19 protein-coding genes and 2 pseudogenes are annotated in these 16,503 nt (G+C 63.8%); 16 read left to right on the top strand and 5 right to left on the bottom strand.

Going from position 1 to position 16,503, the window contains the following annotated elements; genetic code table 11:
* Positions 1-242 precede the first annotated feature (242 nt).
* From AC0IZS_RS23575 to AC0IZS_RS23615, 9 genes and pseudogenes are all read left to right on the top strand, one after another.
* Positions 243-887, top strand: coding sequence for an RHS repeat-associated core domain-containing protein (locus tag AC0IZS_RS23575; protein WP_471639567.1), 645 nt, complete (start codon positions 243-245; stop codon positions 885-887).
* A 2-nt stretch (positions 888-889) separates the two neighbouring features.
* On the top strand, positions 890-1,366 hold the full coding sequence (locus AC0IZS_RS23580) for a hypothetical protein (RefSeq protein WP_471637873.1): 477 nt from the start codon (positions 890-892) through the stop codon (positions 1,364-1,366).
* Positions 1,367-1,520: 154 nt separating this feature from the next.
* A complete protein-coding gene (locus tag AC0IZS_RS23585) occupies positions 1,521-1,721 on the top strand; it encodes a hypothetical protein (RefSeq protein WP_471637874.1) in 201 nt (66 codons plus the stop codon).
* Positions 1,722-1,865: 144 nt separating this feature from the next.
* Positions 1,866-2,444: an RHS repeat-associated core domain-containing protein gene (locus tag AC0IZS_RS23590; RefSeq protein WP_471637875.1), complete on the top strand. Its 579-nt coding sequence runs from the start codon at positions 1,866-1,868 to the stop codon at positions 2,442-2,444.
* 339 nt (positions 2,445-2,783) lie between these two features.
* A complete protein-coding gene (locus AC0IZS_RS23595) occupies positions 2,784-3,266 on the top strand; it encodes a hypothetical protein (RefSeq protein ID WP_471637876.1) in 483 nt (160 codons plus the stop codon).
* A gap of 273 nt (positions 3,267-3,539) precedes the next feature.
* Positions 3,540-3,674, top strand: a pseudogene (locus AC0IZS_RS23600) (transposase); the annotation flags it as partial.
* 152 nt (positions 3,675-3,826) lie between these two features.
* Positions 3,827-4,258, top strand: coding sequence for a sigma factor-like helix-turn-helix DNA-binding protein (locus AC0IZS_RS23605; protein ID WP_471637877.1), 432 nt, complete (start codon positions 3,827-3,829; stop codon positions 4,256-4,258).
* Between the two features lie 29 nt (positions 4,259-4,287).
* Positions 4,288-4,574: pseudogene (locus tag AC0IZS_RS23610) on the top strand (DNA adenine methylase); the annotation flags it as partial.
* Positions 4,575-4,582: 8 nt separating this feature from the next.
* Positions 4,583-5,305: a hypothetical protein gene (locus tag AC0IZS_RS23615; protein ID WP_471637878.1), complete on the top strand. Its 723-nt coding sequence runs from the start codon at positions 4,583-4,585 to the stop codon at positions 5,303-5,305.
* An 82-nt stretch (positions 5,306-5,387) separates the two neighbouring features.
* Here AC0IZS_RS23615 and AC0IZS_RS23620 read toward each other — a convergent pair whose 3' ends face one another.
* Both AC0IZS_RS23620 and AC0IZS_RS23625 read right to left on the bottom strand, forming a co-directional pair.
* Positions 5,388-5,645: a hypothetical protein gene (locus AC0IZS_RS23620; protein ID WP_471637879.1), complete on the bottom strand. Its 258-nt coding sequence runs from the start codon at positions 5,643-5,645 to the stop codon at positions 5,388-5,390.
* Between the two features lie 208 nt (positions 5,646-5,853).
* The gene (locus AC0IZS_RS23625) at positions 5,854-7,257 is read right to left on the bottom strand and encodes a TAXI family TRAP transporter solute-binding subunit (RefSeq protein WP_471637880.1); all 1,404 of its coding nucleotides are present in this window, start codon (positions 7,255-7,257) and stop codon (positions 5,854-5,856) included.
* 305 nt (positions 7,258-7,562) lie between these two features.
* Here AC0IZS_RS23625 and AC0IZS_RS23630 point away from each other — a divergent pair, with 305 nt between their 5' ends.
* From AC0IZS_RS23630 to AC0IZS_RS23645, 4 genes are all read left to right on the top strand, one after another.
* A complete protein-coding gene (locus tag AC0IZS_RS23630; RefSeq protein WP_471637881.1) occupies positions 7,563-8,228 on the top strand; it encodes a gamma-glutamylcyclotransferase in 666 nt (221 codons plus the stop codon).
* Positions 8,229-8,339: 111 nt separating this feature from the next.
* On the top strand, positions 8,340-8,594 hold the full coding sequence (locus AC0IZS_RS23635; RefSeq protein ID WP_471637882.1) for a hypothetical protein: 255 nt from the start codon (positions 8,340-8,342) through the stop codon (positions 8,592-8,594).
* 81 nt (positions 8,595-8,675) lie between these two features.
* Entirely contained in the window at positions 8,676-9,281 is a 606-nt protein-coding gene (locus AC0IZS_RS23640) for a hypothetical protein (protein ID WP_471637883.1), read from the top strand.
* A gap of 48 nt (positions 9,282-9,329) precedes the next feature.
* On the top strand, positions 9,330-9,656 hold the full coding sequence (locus AC0IZS_RS23645; RefSeq protein ID WP_471637884.1) for a hypothetical protein: 327 nt from the start codon (positions 9,330-9,332) through the stop codon (positions 9,654-9,656).
* A gap of 86 nt (positions 9,657-9,742) precedes the next feature.
* On the opposite strand, the gene AC0IZS_RS23650 is transcribed toward AC0IZS_RS23645, so the two are convergent.
* Genes AC0IZS_RS23650 through AC0IZS_RS23660 form a run of 3 tightly spaced genes read right to left on the bottom strand, consistent with a single transcriptional unit; the run spans position 9,743 to position 12,108 of the window.
* Entirely contained in the window at positions 9,743-10,108 is a 366-nt protein-coding gene (locus AC0IZS_RS23650) for a hypothetical protein (protein WP_471637885.1), read from the bottom strand.
* A gap of 2 nt (positions 10,109-10,110) precedes the next feature.
* On the bottom strand, positions 10,111-11,385 hold the full coding sequence (locus tag AC0IZS_RS23655) for a DMP19 family protein (RefSeq protein WP_471637886.1): 1,275 nt from the start codon (positions 11,383-11,385) through the stop codon (positions 10,111-10,113).
* A gap of 12 nt (positions 11,386-11,397) precedes the next feature.
* On the bottom strand, positions 11,398-12,108 hold the full coding sequence (locus AC0IZS_RS23660; RefSeq protein ID WP_471637887.1) for a glutathione S-transferase family protein: 711 nt from the start codon (positions 12,106-12,108) through the stop codon (positions 11,398-11,400).
* 215 nt (positions 12,109-12,323) lie between these two features.
* On the opposite strand from AC0IZS_RS23660, the gene AC0IZS_RS23665 reads away from it, so the two are divergent.
* The 3 genes from AC0IZS_RS23665 (at position 12,324) to AC0IZS_RS23675 (ending at position 16,025) form a co-directional block, all read left to right on the top strand.
* Positions 12,324-14,132, top strand: coding sequence for a S9 family peptidase (locus AC0IZS_RS23665; protein WP_471637888.1), 1,809 nt, complete (start codon positions 12,324-12,326; stop codon positions 14,130-14,132).
* Between the two features lie 50 nt (positions 14,133-14,182).
* Positions 14,183-14,617 carry a hypothetical protein gene (locus AC0IZS_RS23670; protein ID WP_471637889.1) on the top strand — a complete coding sequence of 145 codons (435 nt, stop codon included), beginning with the start codon at positions 14,183-14,185 and terminating at the stop codon, positions 14,615-14,617.
* 163 nt (positions 14,618-14,780) lie between these two features.
* Positions 14,781-16,025, top strand: coding sequence for a lanthionine synthetase C family protein (locus AC0IZS_RS23675; protein ID WP_471637890.1), 1,245 nt, complete (start codon positions 14,781-14,783; stop codon positions 16,023-16,025).
* The last annotated feature ends 478 nt before the right edge of the window (positions 16,026-16,503 follow it).

A 16,503-nucleotide genomic window follows, 5' to 3' on the forward strand; every position in this document is an offset into this window, starting at 1 on the left:
GGCCTGGTAGTGGGCCTACAGCGCCTTCGGCGATGAACAGTCCACCCTGGGCTCCAAGCGCTTCACCAACGAAACCACCAACCCCGAGGTGACCTTCAACCTGCGCTACCCGGGGCAGTGCTACGACAAGGAGAGCGACCCTGGATGCGGCAGTTGAATGCGCCCGAGGGTGCCGTGATCGGCGTGCCAGGCAAGGCGTGAGGACGCGGCGCACTGTTGTGCGCAAGGACGAGCAACGCAGTATGGCGCGGCGAGCGCGGTGCCATCGGGTGCATAGCGCCGCTGTCAATCGCCCAACTGGGGTGCCCAGCGACCCGATACTTTGCTTGCGCCTGCGATCTCGATGGGTGACACTGGCGCGGTCAACTGCCGGATCCAGGGTTGGGCACTACAACTACTTCCGCAGCTACAGTGCTGAGCGGGGGCGGTATACGCAGGCGGATCCGATTGGGCTGGATGGTGGGTTCAATCGGTTTGGATATGTTGAGGGGAATGCGCTGACACTAACTGATTCCCTAGGTTTGCAGACTACTGCGCAATGGTGCTATCAAAGTCCAGCAAATGCTGCTACTTGCAACGAAGCTGGAATGGTTCCCAAGCCAATTCGGATACCTCCGCCGATTGTTTATCCAGATGGATGTAGTGACGCTTGCAAAAAAGCAATTTTGGAGGCATCCAACCGGTATTGGAAGCTGACTACTAAGCGGCTTCCAAGTTATGAAACTGGGGGCACGAAAGGTAGGGATTCCGGGCATGCCACTGCCATTCCTCAGCTTCAAGATGCATTGAGAGATGCTATTAGACGCGTGAAAATGTACTGCCAGCCAAACCTGCCGGCAATGCTTCCAGAATGGGAGCGAGCTGCAAATGAACCGATTCCAGGATAAATATGCTTAATAAATTGCTTTGGACTTCTTTTGTTAAAGAGCTGAATTTATCTGACATCGAACAAATCGAGGGAAGAATTGATTTTTTGCGTGATATTCTTGAGGACGCAATAGCTCAATTTGATGCTGAGGATGTTAGTGGCGATGTTGATCTGAATTTGCATATATATATAAATTACTTTGAAGCTTCTGGTGCAACGAAATTGACACCCTGGATAATTCATGATGCCTGGTTTAGTTATTACGATTCTGGAGTTGGGTGTAACTCGATTTTGCTAGAGGAGCTGAAGGTAATATTTACATTGCCGGAGGATGATTTGCGGGCGAATTTGGCAGGATTTTTGCGGTGTGCTAGATTGGATGCTCTAATTATCGCGGAGGCGGATGCGGTGATCTGGCTTTCGTTCTTAGATCATATGGCTGCAAAAATTATTTTCTCGATAGGAAAAAGACGAATAAATCGAATTTTTTTTCAATAAGTCCATTTGGTACGCGTTGCTAAAGGACGGGTGCTCGCTTGGAGCAGTTAATTTGCATTAACTGCCGTAGGATGGCTGTGTCGAGTGCTAACTGATCCAGCTCATCGACAGACAGATCGACAACACGAAGGATGAAGGGGTCAGGTCTTGCCTTTTGCCCCCAGACGACCAGATGGTCTGGCAATTGGCCTACAGCGCCTTTGGCGACGAACAGCCCACCCTGGGCTCCAAGCGCTTCGCCAACGAAACCACCAACCCCACCACGGGCACCACCACCATCCCCGAGGTGACCTTAAACCTGCTCTACCCGGGGCAGTACTACGGCAAAGAAAGCGACCCTGGATGCGGCAGTTGAATGCGCCCGAGGGTGCCGTGATCGGTGTGCCAGGCAAGGCGTGAGGACGCTGCGCACCCTTGTGCGCAAGGACGAGCAACGCAGCATGGCGCGGCGAGCGCGGTGCCATCGGATGCATAGCGCCTTGTCAATCGCCCAACTGGGGTGCCCGGTGAGCAGAGACATTGCTTGCGCAAGCAAGTTCGCTGGAGGACACTGGCGCGGTCAACTGCTGGATCCAGGGTAGGGCACTACAACTACTTCCGCAGCTACAGTGCGGAGCGGGGGCGGTATACGCAGGCCGATCCGATTGGGCTGGAGGGTGGGTTCAATCGGTTTGGGTATGTGGAGGGGAATCCATTAAGTTTGACTGATCTCTATGGACTTCTTAGCGGAGCGATGAGTTGCAAGGATTTGGTGGGGGGATCACTCAAGTCGAAGATTAGTTATCGGCCTAACTCTATTCCTCTTGAGAGCTACACATGGTTTCGTCCGCTCAGTTATGGCCCGAGTTCCCGCCAGAACTTGGATCCACGATTTCCGGGGCGCTCTCCAGTTAAGCCGGTAATAGAAATTGTCATTCAAATAATTGAACACCAAAAGTGGCGGGAGCAAATTTATACACTGACGGAGTTATTCAGAGAGGTACTGACCGTCTGTGAGTGGCGTGAAAAGGATAGGTGCGGAATTGAGACGCTTCATTCGGATTCAAATACGCGAGATGAACTGGTGGGTTCGGGATGAAAAGCTAACGTCGGATGAAATTAGGTGGAGGGAGAAGCCTATTCGCACGTACACGATACCAATTCCACTGCCGTGAAATGGTGTTGATATTTTCTTTGCTGAGTTTTTTAAACTATGTTGAACTCAATACTAGTAAATGGGCTAATTGTTGCGTGCTGTGCGCTGGCAGGATGTGATCAGTCAGGTGGCATCCCGTCTGGCGGTAACGCGCCTGTTGCACAGGAACAGGCAGTAAGAGCGTCAAGTCAGAGCCGATCGCCTGCCGTTTTGCCGTCCGTTAGTGAGGCGCGCTTACTTGACGATCTCCGATCTCAGGATTTTGATCGTGTCATTAAAACCATGAATGAAGTCAAAAGAGTGAGGTATTCTGGATATCTTGCTCAAACATTAATTTCATTATGGGATGGATCAAATTTATACGGTGTAGATAGGGATTTTGTAAACCATCCGCGGATACGACTTGAAATAGCGGACGTCCTCGCGCAGATGGAGAAAAATGGCTACCAAAAGCTAAACAAGGCTGCATTTGCAGATTATGCGAGGGGGCTTGTTGCTGTAGGTGACACACAGGTTGCAAATCAGGCAATTCGAGTGCTTGGTATTGCGGGAAGTGCTGATGACATGTTGTTGCTTGAACGTATGGCTGAAGATATTAGTGAGCATCGATTTCGATCTGCCATTTTGGCGCTGGGCCTCAATTGCAACACCACCAGTGTGCTTATCGACAAGCTAAGGGCTAAACTAAAGGAGCAATGGCGTAAGGATTTTCTTGCAGAGGTCTGGGATGGGTCCAGCCAGTTTCGTGTGTGTTCATCTCGTTAGGAGTTCTCTGGGCTGTAGATGCAGGGGTCAGGTCTTGCCTTTTGCCCCCAATCCATAGCAACTCCCTCCATCACCAAACTGAGCCGTCAGTTTGCGGAGGTTCTGAAAATGGCAAGACCATTGCGAATCGAGTTTCCAGGTGCCATCTACCACGTGACCTCGCGGGGTCCGGCGTGAGCCCATCGTACTGGGCGATGATGATCGCGAAGACCTGCTGATCGTTTGGGCCAAGCGCTGCACCGGTTTGATGCTTGTGCCTTGGCGTGGTGTTTGATGGATAACCACTACCACTTTGTGCTGCACACCCGGCAGCCCAACTTTTCGCTCTTGATGCGCCACATCAACGGTGTTTATACCCAGCGCTTCAATCGGCGCCACGGCAAAGTGGGGCATCTCTTTCAGGGGCGGTACAAGGCCATTTTGGTAGACCGCGATGCCTACCTCCTGGAAGTTTGCCGCTATGTGGAACTGAACCGGGTGTGCGCGAATTTGGTGGAGCACCCGGCACAGTGGCCTTGGTGCAGCTACCACGCGCTAACGGGCCAGAACGCAGCCCCTGAATGGCTGGATGTGCAGGCCGTCTGGGGCTATTGCTGGGACGTGATCCACAGGATGAGAGGGCATGTGCCCAGGCCGCGCAGGCCTATGCCGCGCTGGTGCAAGCGGGGCAAGAGGTTCAGCTATGGGCCCAGGGCCTGCGCCAGCAGATTTACCTGGGCGATGATGACTTTGTACTGCGCATGCAGGCGCTTGCGAGCGACCATGCTGTCAGTGCCAAAGAGATTCCAAAAACACAGCGCGCCAGCCCCAAGAGCCTGCAAGGCTGGCTGGCCTTGTGCCCCACGCGTAGCCAAGCTTTGGTGCAGGCGCACTATGCGTCACAAATCAGCCTGTCGCAGATCGCGCGCCAGTTGGGCTTGTCGGTCTCGCGTGTCAGCCGTATCGAGTTGGCGCAGCGGGATTTGATGCCGGGGAATGCGAGGGAGCTGTGACCGGAGTAAAGCAAAAGACAAGACCTGACCCCTATACCCCTTTCTATCTGGACCCGCCGTACTGGGAGACCGAGGGCTATGGCGTCCCATTCCCCTGGGCCCAGTACGAGCTGATGGCTGCCAAGCTCAAGACCATCAAGGGCAAGGCCGTGATCAGCATCAACGACCACCCAGCCATCCGCCAGTGCTTCGCTGCCTTCGACATGGAGGAGCTACGCATCGACTACACCGTGGGCGGCGGTGCCAACCGGGTGGAGCGGGGCGAGCTGATCATTTACAGTTGGGACCGCCAGGTGAGCCGGCCGGGTTGATTTAGGAGCCTTTATGAGCGTGTTTCCGAGTGGCTACTCACGGGCGAGATTCATGCCAGCGGTCAATTACCAACTGGCACAGCGATTCCTAAAGCACGTAGTGGATCCCGCCTTCCTCTCTGTCAAGGAGGAGTTGGCCAGCTTCAAAGCTGACACAACATCCGGCAATGCGCGAACAGTGATGCTCGGGGCGTTGGGAAGGGTGGTCACTGAACAAATGCTGACCGACATGTCTGTCGCTTTCTGCCTGTCAATTCAGGCCTCATGGGAACGGGGCTTTCGCGGCTACGTCGGTGCGTTTGCTCAAGATCTTCCCGATCCAAAAGCGGAGGCGGACTCCAAGGCCCTCCCTTGGCCTACCGTGACCGCAGCATTTAATCGTCTTCATGGAGTGGTGGTCAATGACTTACCTGGCTTCGATGAGCTAGACCTACTGAACAAGCTCGGGAATGTTTGCCGGCACGGCCCAGGCTCCACGATGGACAAACTTCAGCTGTCGCATCCTCAGTTTTGGCCAGCGGGTGTTCACCGCGGCTACCACCCATCCCTGGCGGGATTCGTTCTTGAGCAGCAGAAGCTTCATGACTTCGCCCGTTCCATCGAATCGTTCTGGAGGGCGATAGAGCAGATGTGGCCCGCAGCGCCATTACCATCTGAGGAAGATCTAGCGCGGATGGAAGCAGAAGTGGAGAAGGCTTTGCTCGACGGTACGGCCATCTTCGGAAAGTCATACTGACCACAAGGCTGCTCCATCCAATGCAATTCTCTTACGTTGGTTGAAACGTGAAGGCGACGGGATTTATCGCAGAAAGCGGGGCCTAATTTTCGCGGCCCGCTTCACATTGCCGAAGCAGCTGCTGGGCGCGGTAAATCATGCCGGCCTCTGTTTGATCCAAACGTCGACCCTTGCAGCAACTTGAACGACGTGCGAGACAACTGGCGAGGAGGAACAAGATGGCATCGACGATGAGATGCCTCTTTTTCTTTATCGGTGCAGCTTTGATCGCTATGGCCATGGGCATACCGGAGGGGTTACCTGTGCACAGTGCCAGCGCGAAATCAGCAATGCCATACATGGCATATTGGCTTATCAGCCAGTTCGAGGCACGGGGCGGTAAATACCTCGTAGCGGCTGTTGGCGCAGGCTTGGTCCTGCTGTCATTCGTGCTACCCCGAAACCGCCTTCACCTCCTTCTGGCCCTAAATTAACTTGCTTGGCAAAAGCCCGGTGCGGGCATATTTTTCAAAGGGGCTGCGTGGGCTCCGTCGCCAGCACGGGGGAAGTCAGGGTATTGAGAGGTTCTCATTGGTGTTGCTTGTTCCCGCAGATTGCGCCGCAGGCACTTCCTCCACCACACCCCCCGCCTGCACGCGCATCAACTTCCTCCTCACCATCTGAATATGGTTGCGCAGCGCATACAGCTCATCCGCATACGACAGCGGCACGCTGATCTTCTCCACCTGCGCCTCCAGCGCGTCCAGCGCCTTGAGCATCTCGGGGTGGCCGGCGGGGTTGGTCTCCAGGGTGTCCTCGATCTCGCGCAGGCGGCCGTACCAGCGGAACACGCGTGAGCGCACGCGGAACTGGTACAGCGGCGGCACGATGCGCGACAGGGGTAGCAGCACGGCGATCAGCAGGCCCATCACCAGCCACATGCGGTCGATGAGGTTGGCGATCCAGAACGGTAAATAGCGCTGCATCATCGGCACGGGCTCGTTGATGGCGCGCTCGCCCTCCTTGGCGATGGGCAGTTCGCTGTGGCGGGTGCTGGGGAACTCGCGCGCGCGGTTGAACCAGCTGGCGCCGCCGTGCAGCTTTTGCGCGTTCTGCGCAAACAGCGTGAGCAGGGCAGGGTGGGTGCCGTCGCGGGCCAGCAGCGAGGTGGTGGTGGCCACCAGGCGCGCGTCCAGCGGCGGGATGTTGCTGGCCAGGTCCACCACGCCGCGCGGCAGGGTCACGGGCGTCAGGTACGGAAAGCGCCGCGCGTAGGCCTCGTGCTGGGCAAAGTCCATCAGGTGTACGCCGGGGGTCTGCAGCAGCATCTGCACCATCAGCGATTCGGGGGCCGAGGCAAACACCAAGGCATCGAGTTTGCCGTCGAGGAAGGCCACGGTTGCGGGCGTCTGCTCCAGCTGCGACAGGCGCACCTGCTTGGGCTCCACGCGGTTGGCCTCGAGCAATTGCTCCATCAGCCGCGGCACGCCGCTGCCTTCCGACCCCACGTTCACGCGCAGGCCGCGCAGCTGGCGCAGGCTGTCCAGCCGGCCGGTGGCCGTCACGCGCAGGGCCGAGTCGGCGCGGTAGAACAGCCAGATGGGTTCGACGAACAGGCTACCCAGAGATGCCAGGTTGTCCGGGTCATCGGGCAGCAACTCGGCCGTGCCGCCCTGCACAAAGGCCAGGTCGGTCTCGCCATCGCGCAGCAGCTGCAGGTTGTGCGACGAGCCCGCGCTGGGCTTGAGCACCACCTCAATGCCATCGGCCGCCAGCGCCTTCTGGTAGCGCTTGCCGAACTCTTCGTACGCGCTCTGCGCGGGGCCGGTGGCCAGCGTCACCGTCTTGGGCGGGTTGGGGTTGAGCCACCAGTAGGCGGCGATCAGCAGGCCCACGGCCAGAAAGGCCAGCGGGCCGGCCGAGACGATCAGGTCGCGCAGCGTGAGGAAGGTGTTGCGTAGGGCCTGGGGCATGGGGTGGGTGGATGTCTTGTCGGGAAGTGGCGGGGCAAGACCGCCAGTGGTGGCGGTTCGGTGGCCGGTGCCGCCGGGCGCGGGCCGGGGCCGTGGTGCGGCGATTATCCGTGCATGCGGCGGGCAGGGCGCCAGGCGCGGCGGGATCAACGTATCTGTTGGTAGAAACAAACCGGGCGCGGTGTGGCGGCATGGCCCCATTTGGTCGTAACAATTTGCCTTGGCGGCCCGGTTTTTGCGTGGCGTGGGCCGTTGGTTTGTGCCGCATGGCAAACTTGACCCACCTTGGGCGTTTTTGACTGAAGATGACCATCCTCACCCGCGAGAACCTCAGCAACGGCAGTTTCCGCAACCGCATGAACATGGACGCCCACCCGGCATGGTGGTCTGACGAGCGGGTGGAGGCGTCGTTTGCCCACGCCTGGGCCAACCGCCCCGAAGGGCCTGCCTGGGTGTTCGGCTACGGCTCGCTGATCTGGAACCCGCTGATGCCCTTCGAGGCGCAGCACACGGCCACGCTGCAGGGCTGGCACCGCAGCTTTTGCCTGCGCTCCATCTCCGGGCGTGGCAGCCCCGAGCGGCCGGGGCGCGTGCTGTCGCTCATGCCCGGGGGCTTTGTGCAAGGTGTGGCCCTGCGCCTGCCCGAGGCCGAGGCCCAGGGCGAGGTGCGCATGCTCTGGACGCGCGAGATGACCGGCGGCGGCTACCTGCCGCGCTGGCAGCCCGTGCAGCTGGAAAACGGCGAGTCCGTCACCGCCATCACCTTCGTCGCCAACCCCGAGCACCCGCAGCACGAGCACGATGCCTGCGCCGAGACAGTCGCCCGCCTGGTGGCGGCGGCCAAGGGCGTGTTCGGGCCCAACATCGACTACGTGCTTTCGCTGCACCAGGCGTTGGCCGAGCGCGGGCTGCACGATGCGTATGTGGAGGCGATCGTGCGCAGCATCACGGAGGCACAGGCTGCAGGGTAAGGTGCGCGTGGGCCTTTTGTCGTGCCTGCCGCCGACCAAGAGACAATGCGGGCTGGCCCTGCATCCCAATCAACATCCGCTGTCTCCCGTTCATCCATGCCCGTCCACGCCTTGATCCCCAGCCGAACCCTCTTGATCGCCGTCGACCCCGATGGCAGCTGGTCCCTGGCGGACGATGGCACGCCGGGCTCCGCAGACGTGGATTTCCGCCTGGAGATCACCGATGACGGCGGCAGCGGCTGCCTGCTGGTGTGCGCGTCGCTCGACGGCCGGCTGGCCGCCGACCACTGGTTTGCCACGCTCGGCGAGGCCCAGGCCTTTGCGGCAGATGCCTTTGGCGTCGAGGTGCCGGAGTGGGGCGGCTGAGGGCCAAAGGCCCAAAATCGCCGCCAGCCGCGCCGACAATCCCTACACCGTGTCCTTTTTTCTCATCCACAAGACTTTGCGATGACCGAGCCCATCGACCCCAACGATCCATTGGAAATTACGCAACCCGCGGCGCTCGGCGAATTTGCGGACACCACGCAAGCCGCAAGGCTTGGCGACCCCGGGGAGCCGGCGGAGCCGGACCAGGACGCCCCTGCGGAGGTGGTGCGCCTGATCGCCGCGCTGACAGCCATACCGGGCGTGACCCGGGCGCAGCTGGACAACACCTACCTGCCCGAGGTGGCGCTGGCCGAGCTGTCGCGGCCGGGCGGCCCGCATGCCGACCTGCCGATTGCCGCGCTGCGCCGATCCGGCGGCGCGCTCGACAACGAAGTGCTGCTGTCGCTGGAATTCCGCATCCAGCGCAACGAGGCGGGGCTGCGTGCTGCGGAGTTTCTGTCGTGGTGGGTGCGCGAGCAGTCGCGCCTGGGCGAGAACATGCAGCTGCGCACCCTGGGCCAGCCCCCCATGGTGGCGGGCGAGCAGCAACTGGGCCGCACCCTGCGCTTCACCATCGACTGGTTCTACGCCGACACCTCCGAGGACATGGCCAACGTGCTCAGCGCGGTGGGCGGCAAGGCGCTGGCCCTGGAGCTGGCCACAACCATGTACAAGGATGCGTTCTAGAGGACGACTCCATGGGCCCGCCTGGCGTGCCCGCACACGAGCCGCCGCATGACCATCTACCCCACCGAACTCATCGCCCTGGGCCTGTGGCTGCTGGCGCCCGCGCTGGCGCTGGGCCTGCTGGTGCTGTATGCCGTGCATGCACGCTTTGGCGAGCGCATGGGCCTGCGCCCCTGGCGGGCGGCCAGCCTGCTGGTGGTGTTTGGCATTTCCATTGCGGCGCTGATCCTGGTGTATGCCCCGGCCAGCATGGTCCGGTCCCTGGGCCTGCGCGATATCCGCATCCTGGGCTGGCAGACCTTCTGGGCGCCGGTGGGCTTCCTGGCGAATGTGGTGGCACTGCCCGTGGCACTGTGGCTGGGGCGGGGGCGCTGACGGCTTCTTTTCCGAACGCGGGCCGCAAGCAGCAAGCAGAGGTTCAGGCCCGGTACGCCTGGATGGCGGCCATTTGAGGGGTCAGGTCAGGGCCGCGGCGCGCATTCCCGCGCCAGCATCTCGCGCCCGGGCAGCACCTGCTGCACACGGTGCATCACACGCGTGAGCAGCGGGTCGGCCTCGATCTGCCTCTCACTGGCCCACCAGGCGGCCGGCAAGGCACTGGCCGCATGCAGCGGCGGTGCAAAGGAGTCCATGCACACCGTGGAGGGCGATCGCACATAGCCCGCAGCCTTTTCGGTGTGGGCGTTGGAAAAGCGCCGCACGGGCAGCTCCGCGTAATCGGTCAGCGCGCGCTCCGGGCGCTCCAGCAGCGTGGCGCGGTTGCCCGGGTGGGCCAGCCACTGCTGCAGTTTGGCGAGGGCCTTGTCGGGCGCGGTGCTGGTGCTCATCGTCACCAGTCCTGCGCCTGCCCGTGCTTGTATTCCCTGCGCTCCGTCTCGCGTGCACCGCTGCCGTCCAGATGGCTTGCCATGCGCAGCACAGGGCCGTGCAGGTAGCCGGCCACCAGCGCGCCTTCGCGCCACTGGCGCATGCCGTCGTCCAGGCTCAGCAGCTCAACCAGGCGGCCGGTGCCGCCAGGGGCCAGGTCGTGCCCCTCGGCGTCCAGGCACTGGGTATAGCGGGTGCGGCCGTCGGCCTCCTGCACGCAGTCGGTGTGGGGCTTGCCGCCCGGCCAGTGGCGCTGCTGGCGCTCGCCATCGGGGGTGCGCTCGGTCAGCAGCTGCAGGCCGCCATCGGGGTAGAAAAACTCCTGGCGCAGCTCCTGCCCGTGCCAGTACACGGCCGAGTTCTGCACGCGCCCGTCGGCACCCAGAAACTCCTGCAATCCATGCTGCGTAAGGCCCAGCGAGCGCGAGTCCTGCCGCACCGATTCGCCCTCGCCATTGAAGTTGAAGCTCCAGCTGCCGCTGGCCTGGCTGGGGTAGTGGATCCAGCGACGGTCGCGGTTGCCGGCCCAGCCTGAGCTTTCCACCTGCAGCAAGCTGCGGTCGCGCGAGAACCAGACCACGTCGCAGCTGCCGTCCTCGTTCTCCAGCGTGTTGGGCCCTACCGGGAATCCATCGTCAAAGCGCAGGCGGTGCGCGCCGCCGTCCAGCACCACATGTTCGATGCCCTGGCCGCGCAGGCCGGGCACGGCCGCGAGGGCGAAGTAGCGCTCGGGCGCGCGCACGATGTCGGCCTCCAGCGCCTGGCGGATCGCATGGTGGGCGGCAAAGAAGCGCTGCTGCAGGGCCTCGATGCGCTCGCTGTACGGGGCCAGGACGGCGTCACAGTCGGGGGCTGAACCCGCGCCAGCCTCATCGTCTTCGTCCTCCCGTTCGGCTGCGGCGCTGTAGGCCGGAGCGATTGCGCGCCAGATGGCATGCACCTCGTCGACAAACGGCAGGGCAGCCGCCAGCGCCGGGTTGTGGGCGATGGAGGCCGGTACCCTGCCGGGGTCGCCGCCCCCCTCCAGCAGCACGTTGCGGAAATACTGGTCCACACCGCCGTTGGAGACCTGGGCGTCGAACAGGTCGAAGTCGTAGACCGCACGCACGTGCGGCGCCAGGCCGGGCGGTGTTTCCTCCTCGCACAGCGCATCGATGATGGCGGCGCTGAAGAAGGGCGCCCGGCGCAGCAGCGTGGGCCAGTCCAGGGCGGGCAGGGAGTGCTTGGTGGTGTTCATGGGTGTTGTGCCTCAATCCCGGTCCGGCGCGCCCAGCGGAAAGTGGGGCCGGAAGTACCGCGCCTCGTCCACCGCGCGTGCGAACGAGGGGCGCGCCAGCAGCCGCGCGCGGTAGGCGCGCAGCACCGGGTACTGTTCGGCAATCGGGTGCGTCCAGTCCGCATAGAACAGCGAGGGCGCCGCTGCGCAGTCGGCCAGCGTGAAGTGCTCGCCCGTGGCCCAGGTGTGGCCGGCCAGGCGGGTGTCGAGCCAGGCATAGGCGCGCTCGAGCTTTTCCACGGCCAGGGCCATGCCGTCCTGGCGCTTGACCGCATCGCCCGTGAGCGCGCCGTTCACGGCCAGTTGCATGGCGTTCATCACGTGCAGATCAAAGAACCGGTCCATGAAGCGCACGTCCAGCGCCTCCACCGGGTCGCCCGGAATCAGGCGCATGGGGCCTGGGTGCTTGAGCTGCAGGTACTCGATGATGATGCTGGTCTCCACCACATCGCGCGCCCCATCCACCAGCAGCGGAAACTGGCGCAGCGGCCACTTCGCCAGCCATGCGGCCGCATGCTGCGGCGCATCGGGCCCCAGCACGCGAAACTCGAAGGGCGTGGCGTTTTCATACAGCGCGGTCAGCACCTTCTGCGTGTACGACGAGAAGGGGTGGCCGTAGAGCACGAGCGGATCAGGCTCGGCGTGCGGCTTCTTTTCTTCTTCATGGGCGGAGAGCGGGCTCATATGGCGGTACTTCCTTCCTTGCTGGCGTGGCGGGCTGCCATGGCGGCAGGCCCTGAAATTCTAGGCGCGCAGCCGGTCCAAGATGGTGTTGCATTCGGTTACTGAGGGCTTGCGTAGACTCCCCCTCCCGCACCGCAGCCAGCGACCTGGCGCACGCCCCGCGCGTGCGCTGCGCCCAGCCATATTCCTTGTCCTCTTTTGCCACCAGGATGTTGATGAGCGCAACCCTGCCAAGCCACCACCCCGATCCCCGCCCCCTGGCCATTGCCGATGTGCTCCAGCTGCACACCTTCCATGAAACCCATGGCAGCTGCTTTGCCTTTGCGCCCGACGGGGCCAGGCTGGCGTTTTGCATGCAGCGGCCGCTGGCGCAGGCCACGCGGCATGCCGACTTCTTCTTCTGCGGCATTGCCCGGGGCGAGCTGCGCACAGTAGACCTGGCCACCCTGCAGGTCCAGCGGCTGGAGCTGCCGTTTGACTGCTTTGCCCCCACCTGGTCGCCCTGTGGCAATTACCTGGCCTTGGGTGTGGCGTCCGAAGACGGAACGTCCGTCCGCATGGGGTGGCTGCATGCCGATGCGGCAGTGGCGGGTGGCGCGCAGCAGCCCACCATCCCCGATCTGGGCCAGCTGCAGCTGCTGGGCATGCGCCCGTTCGACTGGATCGGCGATGGCCTGCTGGCCTGCGCCTGCGTGCCCGGTGGCGGCAGCCCCTGGTTGGCGGGGCTCGATTCGCGCGGTGCGCGCAAGGCCGCAACCTTGTGGCAGGCGCTCGACGTGCCGGGCCAGGCCGCAGTCAGCGTGCTGGCTTCTGCTGCGGGGGCGCCGAAGCCTCTGGATGCAGCGTCCACCACCGGGCTGGCGCATCTCCCCCGTGAGCTGGTGGTCTACGACCTGCGCCAAGGGCGGCGCCTGCCCCTGGCCGAGCACGCGGACAACCCGGCGCTCGTCGCGTTCCGTGATCGCCTGGCATCCGGCCACCAGGCCGCGCAGGAACGCAGGCAACTGGCCTGGAGCGGTGAGGTGCCGACTGCCGGCGCCAGCGCGCTGGTGGCCGTACACAGCGCATCGGGCCAGGCCCTGTTCCTGGTGGAAGACGGCCTGGGCAGCCGCCTGGTGCTGGCCGGGCAGGGCGGCGGGGCCATGCGCGCGCTGTTTGGCACCAACACCCATCTGGCCGGGGTGCAGGCGGGCGAGGTGCGCGATGTGGACTTCACCGGCAGCGACGGCCAGCCGCGCAAGGCCCGCGTGCTGCTGCCGCCGGCCTGTGTGGGCGGCCGCGCTCCCTGGCCGGCCGTGGCCTGGGTGTACCCGGGCGCGGTGGCTCCACCTGCACCCCGCTCCTGCTTCGGCCTGCACGACCCAAGCCAGTTCAACATGCAGCTGCTGGCCGCCCGGGGTTATGCCGTGATCGACGTGCCACTGCCCCTGCCCCCGGCGCCCGGTCCGCTGGACCTGGCCGCCGTGGTGGCCCAGGCCACGCAGGAGGCCATGGACGCCTGCGTGGCCACCGGCCTGCTCGACCCGGCCCGGCTGCATGTCTATGGCCACAGCCTGGGCGGCTGGGCCGCCATGGGCCTGCTGGCCAGCACAGCGCTCTTTCGCTCGGGCATCGCGTCTGCGGGTATCTCCAACCTGATCAGTTTTCACGGCGCGGCCGATGCGCGCATGCGCTACGACGACAGTACCGGGCACGGCAGCCTCGCGCTGGCCGAGATGTGCGAGCGCATGTTCTGCCTGGACGGCCCGCCGTGGAAGGACCTTGACCGCTACGTGCGCAACAGCCCCGTGCTCGCGGCCGAGCGCATCACCGCGCCTCTCATGATCGCGCAAGGCGACCAGGACTACGTGCCCATGGCCCAGGGAGAGGAGATGTACGCCGCCCTGGTGCAACTGGGCAAGGAGGTGCAGTTCGTGCGCTACTGGGGCGAGGGGCATGTGCTGACCAAGGCCGCCCACCTCGAAGACCTGTGGACGCGGATCTTCGCCTGGCTCGATGCGCATGGCGCGGGGGTTAGGGCGTAAGGGCGTGGCCCGCCTGGGGCTATATTGCCGGGCCACCACGCCTGTCTGGAATGAAACGTTTTTTCCAACAACTTGCCATCGCCGCCCTGGGCTTGCTCCTGCTTGTCGCGGCGGGCCTCTGTGCGCTGTCGCTTCTGTTCCCGGATCTGTGCGGCAACAGGGTGCTTGCCGAGGCCGTCTCGCCCGACCAGCGCCTCAAGGCCGTGGTCTTTCAGCGCGACTGCGGCGCGAGCACGGGCTTTTCCACCCAGGTGTCGCTCATTGGCGCACAGGACGCGTTGCCCAATGCGTCCGGCAGCGTCTTCTCGGCCGACAGCAACCGGGGGGGCGTGCCCACCAGCGCTGCAGGTGGGCCGGTGGTGCAGGTACGGTGGGCTTCGGGCCGCGCTCTGGTCATCACGCACCACGCGGGCGCCCGTGTCTTCACGCAGAAGGATTTGGTGTCCGGCGTCGCGGTGGCGTGCGAGCAGGTAACCGCCAGGTAGCCTGTGGTGCGCCTGCCGGTAGCAGCGCAAGCCCCTGCTGCAGTCCATGGTCTCCTGCTGCCTTTGCATGGCTGCCTGTGCGGTGTACTTCCTTGTCCAGTGGCTGCGGGGTGGGGTGCGGCGGCCCGGCGCCAGCGGGGTGGTGCCCCGGTAGACTGCGCGCATGTCCGCCACGCTGCTCTACCAACCCGACCGCCACGAACCGCTGGACCCGCAAGCCTGGGACGAAGCCGCCGCGCGCGAAGCCATCGAGCGCATCGTGCAGGACACCGAGGCACGCTTCACTCCCCAGGGGCTGTGGCCCACCCATCCCCACGACAGCCGCGACGCCGCGCCTTGGTACATGCTGTATGGGGGCGCGTGCGGCGTGATCTGGGCGCTGCACTGCCTGCAGGCACGGGGCGCCTGCCAGCTGCAGCGCGACTACGGCCCGCACGTGCGCGCGCTGCTGGCGCCCAATCGGGCGGCCATGGGGCAGGGGGAGGGCGGTGCGCCGTTCGGCAGCTACCTCATGGGCGATACCGGCATCGAGCTGCTGGCGCAATGCCTGGCGCCCTCGGCCCACACCCTGGCCCGGCTGGGTGTGCTGGTGGACGCCACACGCCAGCACCCGGCGCGCGAGCTGATGTGGGGATCGCCCGGCACGCTGCTGGCCTCGCTGTGGCTGCACCAGCAGACGGGCGATGCCGCATGGGCCCAGCGCTACCGTGATACGGCGCAGCAGCTGAGGTCCGAGTTGCACTGGTCCGACGAGCACTGCTGCCATTACTGGACGCAGGACATGTATGGCCAGACCTCCAGCTACCTCGACGCGGTGCACGGCTTCGTGGCCACGGCCTCGGTGCTGGTGCAGGGGCGGCATCTGCTGGAGCCGGCCGACTGGGCGGCGTGGCAGGCATGCATCGCCACCACCATCCGCCAGACGGCCGAGTGGGATGGCGACCGCGCCAGCTGGCGCGCACGGCTCAGCTCCAAACCACTGCGCGAGGCGCCGGGGCTCATGCAGTTCTGCCACGGTGCGCCGGGCTTCGTGGTCTGCCTGGGGGATTTTCCCGGCACGGAGCTGGACGACCTGCTGCTGGCCGGCGCCGAGGCCACCTGGGCCGCGGGGCCGCTGCGCAAGGGCTCCAACCTGTGCCACGGCACGGGCGGCAATGGCTATGCCTTTCTCAAGCTGTACCGGCGCACGGGCGACGCCTGCTGGCTGCAGCGCGCACGTGCCTTCGCCATGCACGGCATCGGTCAGACCGAGCGCGACCGCGCGCAGTTCGGCCAGATGCGCTATTCGCTGTGGACGGGTGATCCGGGCTTTGCGCTGTACCTGCTCGATTGCATCGAGGGCACGGACCGCTTTCCCACGCTGGACACCTTCTTTGTCCCCGCCGGTCACGGCAGCGCTGCCGCCTGACCGCGCCACGCACCCGCACGCCATGCCTCGCAAGCCCGCTACGATCCCGACGGCGCCCACCCGGGCTAGGAGCGTGCGCGGCAGAAGGAGCATCGGCTGCAACGCCCGACAAACCGGTCTCGCCGGGTATCACCTCCGGCGCCCAGGGGCCACCCTGGGCTTGTCGGTACTACCCAGCGATCCTCGGTTTTCGGACGTTTCGCTTCGATGCCTTCTGCCGCGCACGCTCCTAGTGTCCTGAGTTGGAAGTTCGTTGAAGAAAGAAATCTGCCGAAATCGCTGCCAAGCTAGGCGCAAAGCGCAGACATGCCGGGCGCATGGCGAGCATTTGCAACGACGCATGGCGGGGATTGTCGGTAGATTTATTCAACGAATTTCTAACTCTGGACACTGGCAACCCGCAGTCCTCCGACCACCCGGCCTTCGACCTGCCCATGGCCTGCAGGATCTGAAGCCAGTGACGACCGCCCAGCCATAT

Source organism: Acidovorax sp. AC410 (assembly GCF_979253235.1).

Excerpts from the sequence above, each read along its gene's own strand:
- AC0IZS_RS23630 (WP_471637881.1), top strand. The coding sequence starts at position 7,563 with ATGACCATCCTCACCCGCGAGAACCTCAGCAACGGCAGTTTCCGCAAC.
- AC0IZS_RS23575 (WP_471639567.1), top strand. The coding sequence starts at position 243 with ATGGCGCGGCGAGCGCGGTGCCATCGGGTGCATAGCGCCGCTGTCAAT.
- AC0IZS_RS23615 (WP_471637878.1), top strand. The coding sequence starts at position 4,583 with ATGAGCGTGTTTCCGAGTGGCTACTCACGGGCGAGATTCATGCCAGCG.
- AC0IZS_RS23655 (WP_471637886.1), bottom strand. The coding sequence starts at position 11,385 with ATGAACACCACCAAGCACTCCCTGCCCGCCCTGGACTGGCCCACGCTG.
- AC0IZS_RS23665 (WP_471637888.1), top strand. The coding sequence starts at position 12,324 with ATGAGCGCAACCCTGCCAAGCCACCACCCCGATCCCCGCCCCCTGGCC.
- AC0IZS_RS23620 (WP_471637879.1), bottom strand. The coding sequence starts at position 5,645 with ATGTATGGCATTGCTGATTTCGCGCTGGCACTGTGCACAGGTAACCCC.
- AC0IZS_RS23640 (WP_471637883.1), top strand. The coding sequence starts at position 8,676 with ATGACCGAGCCCATCGACCCCAACGATCCATTGGAAATTACGCAACCC.
- AC0IZS_RS23660 (WP_471637887.1), bottom strand. The coding sequence starts at position 12,108 with ATGAGCCCGCTCTCCGCCCATGAAGAAGAAAAGAAGCCGCACGCCGAG.
- AC0IZS_RS23670 (WP_471637889.1), top strand. The coding sequence starts at position 14,183 with ATGAAACGTTTTTTCCAACAACTTGCCATCGCCGCCCTGGGCTTGCTC.
- AC0IZS_RS23595 (WP_471637876.1), top strand. The coding sequence starts at position 2,784 with ATGAATGAAGTCAAAAGAGTGAGGTATTCTGGATATCTTGCTCAAACA.
- AC0IZS_RS23580 (WP_471637873.1), top strand. The coding sequence starts at position 890 with ATGCTTAATAAATTGCTTTGGACTTCTTTTGTTAAAGAGCTGAATTTA.
- AC0IZS_RS23625 (WP_471637880.1), bottom strand. The coding sequence starts at position 7,257 with ATGCCCCAGGCCCTACGCAACACCTTCCTCACGCTGCGCGACCTGATC.
- AC0IZS_RS23605 (WP_471637877.1), top strand. The coding sequence starts at position 3,827 with ATGGCTGGATGTGCAGGCCGTCTGGGGCTATTGCTGGGACGTGATCCA.
- AC0IZS_RS23650 (WP_471637885.1), bottom strand. The coding sequence starts at position 10,108 with ATGAGCACCAGCACCGCGCCCGACAAGGCCCTCGCCAAACTGCAGCAG.
- AC0IZS_RS23675 (WP_471637890.1), top strand. The coding sequence starts at position 14,781 with ATGTCCGCCACGCTGCTCTACCAACCCGACCGCCACGAACCGCTGGAC.
- AC0IZS_RS23645 (WP_471637884.1), top strand. The coding sequence starts at position 9,330 with ATGACCATCTACCCCACCGAACTCATCGCCCTGGGCCTGTGGCTGCTG.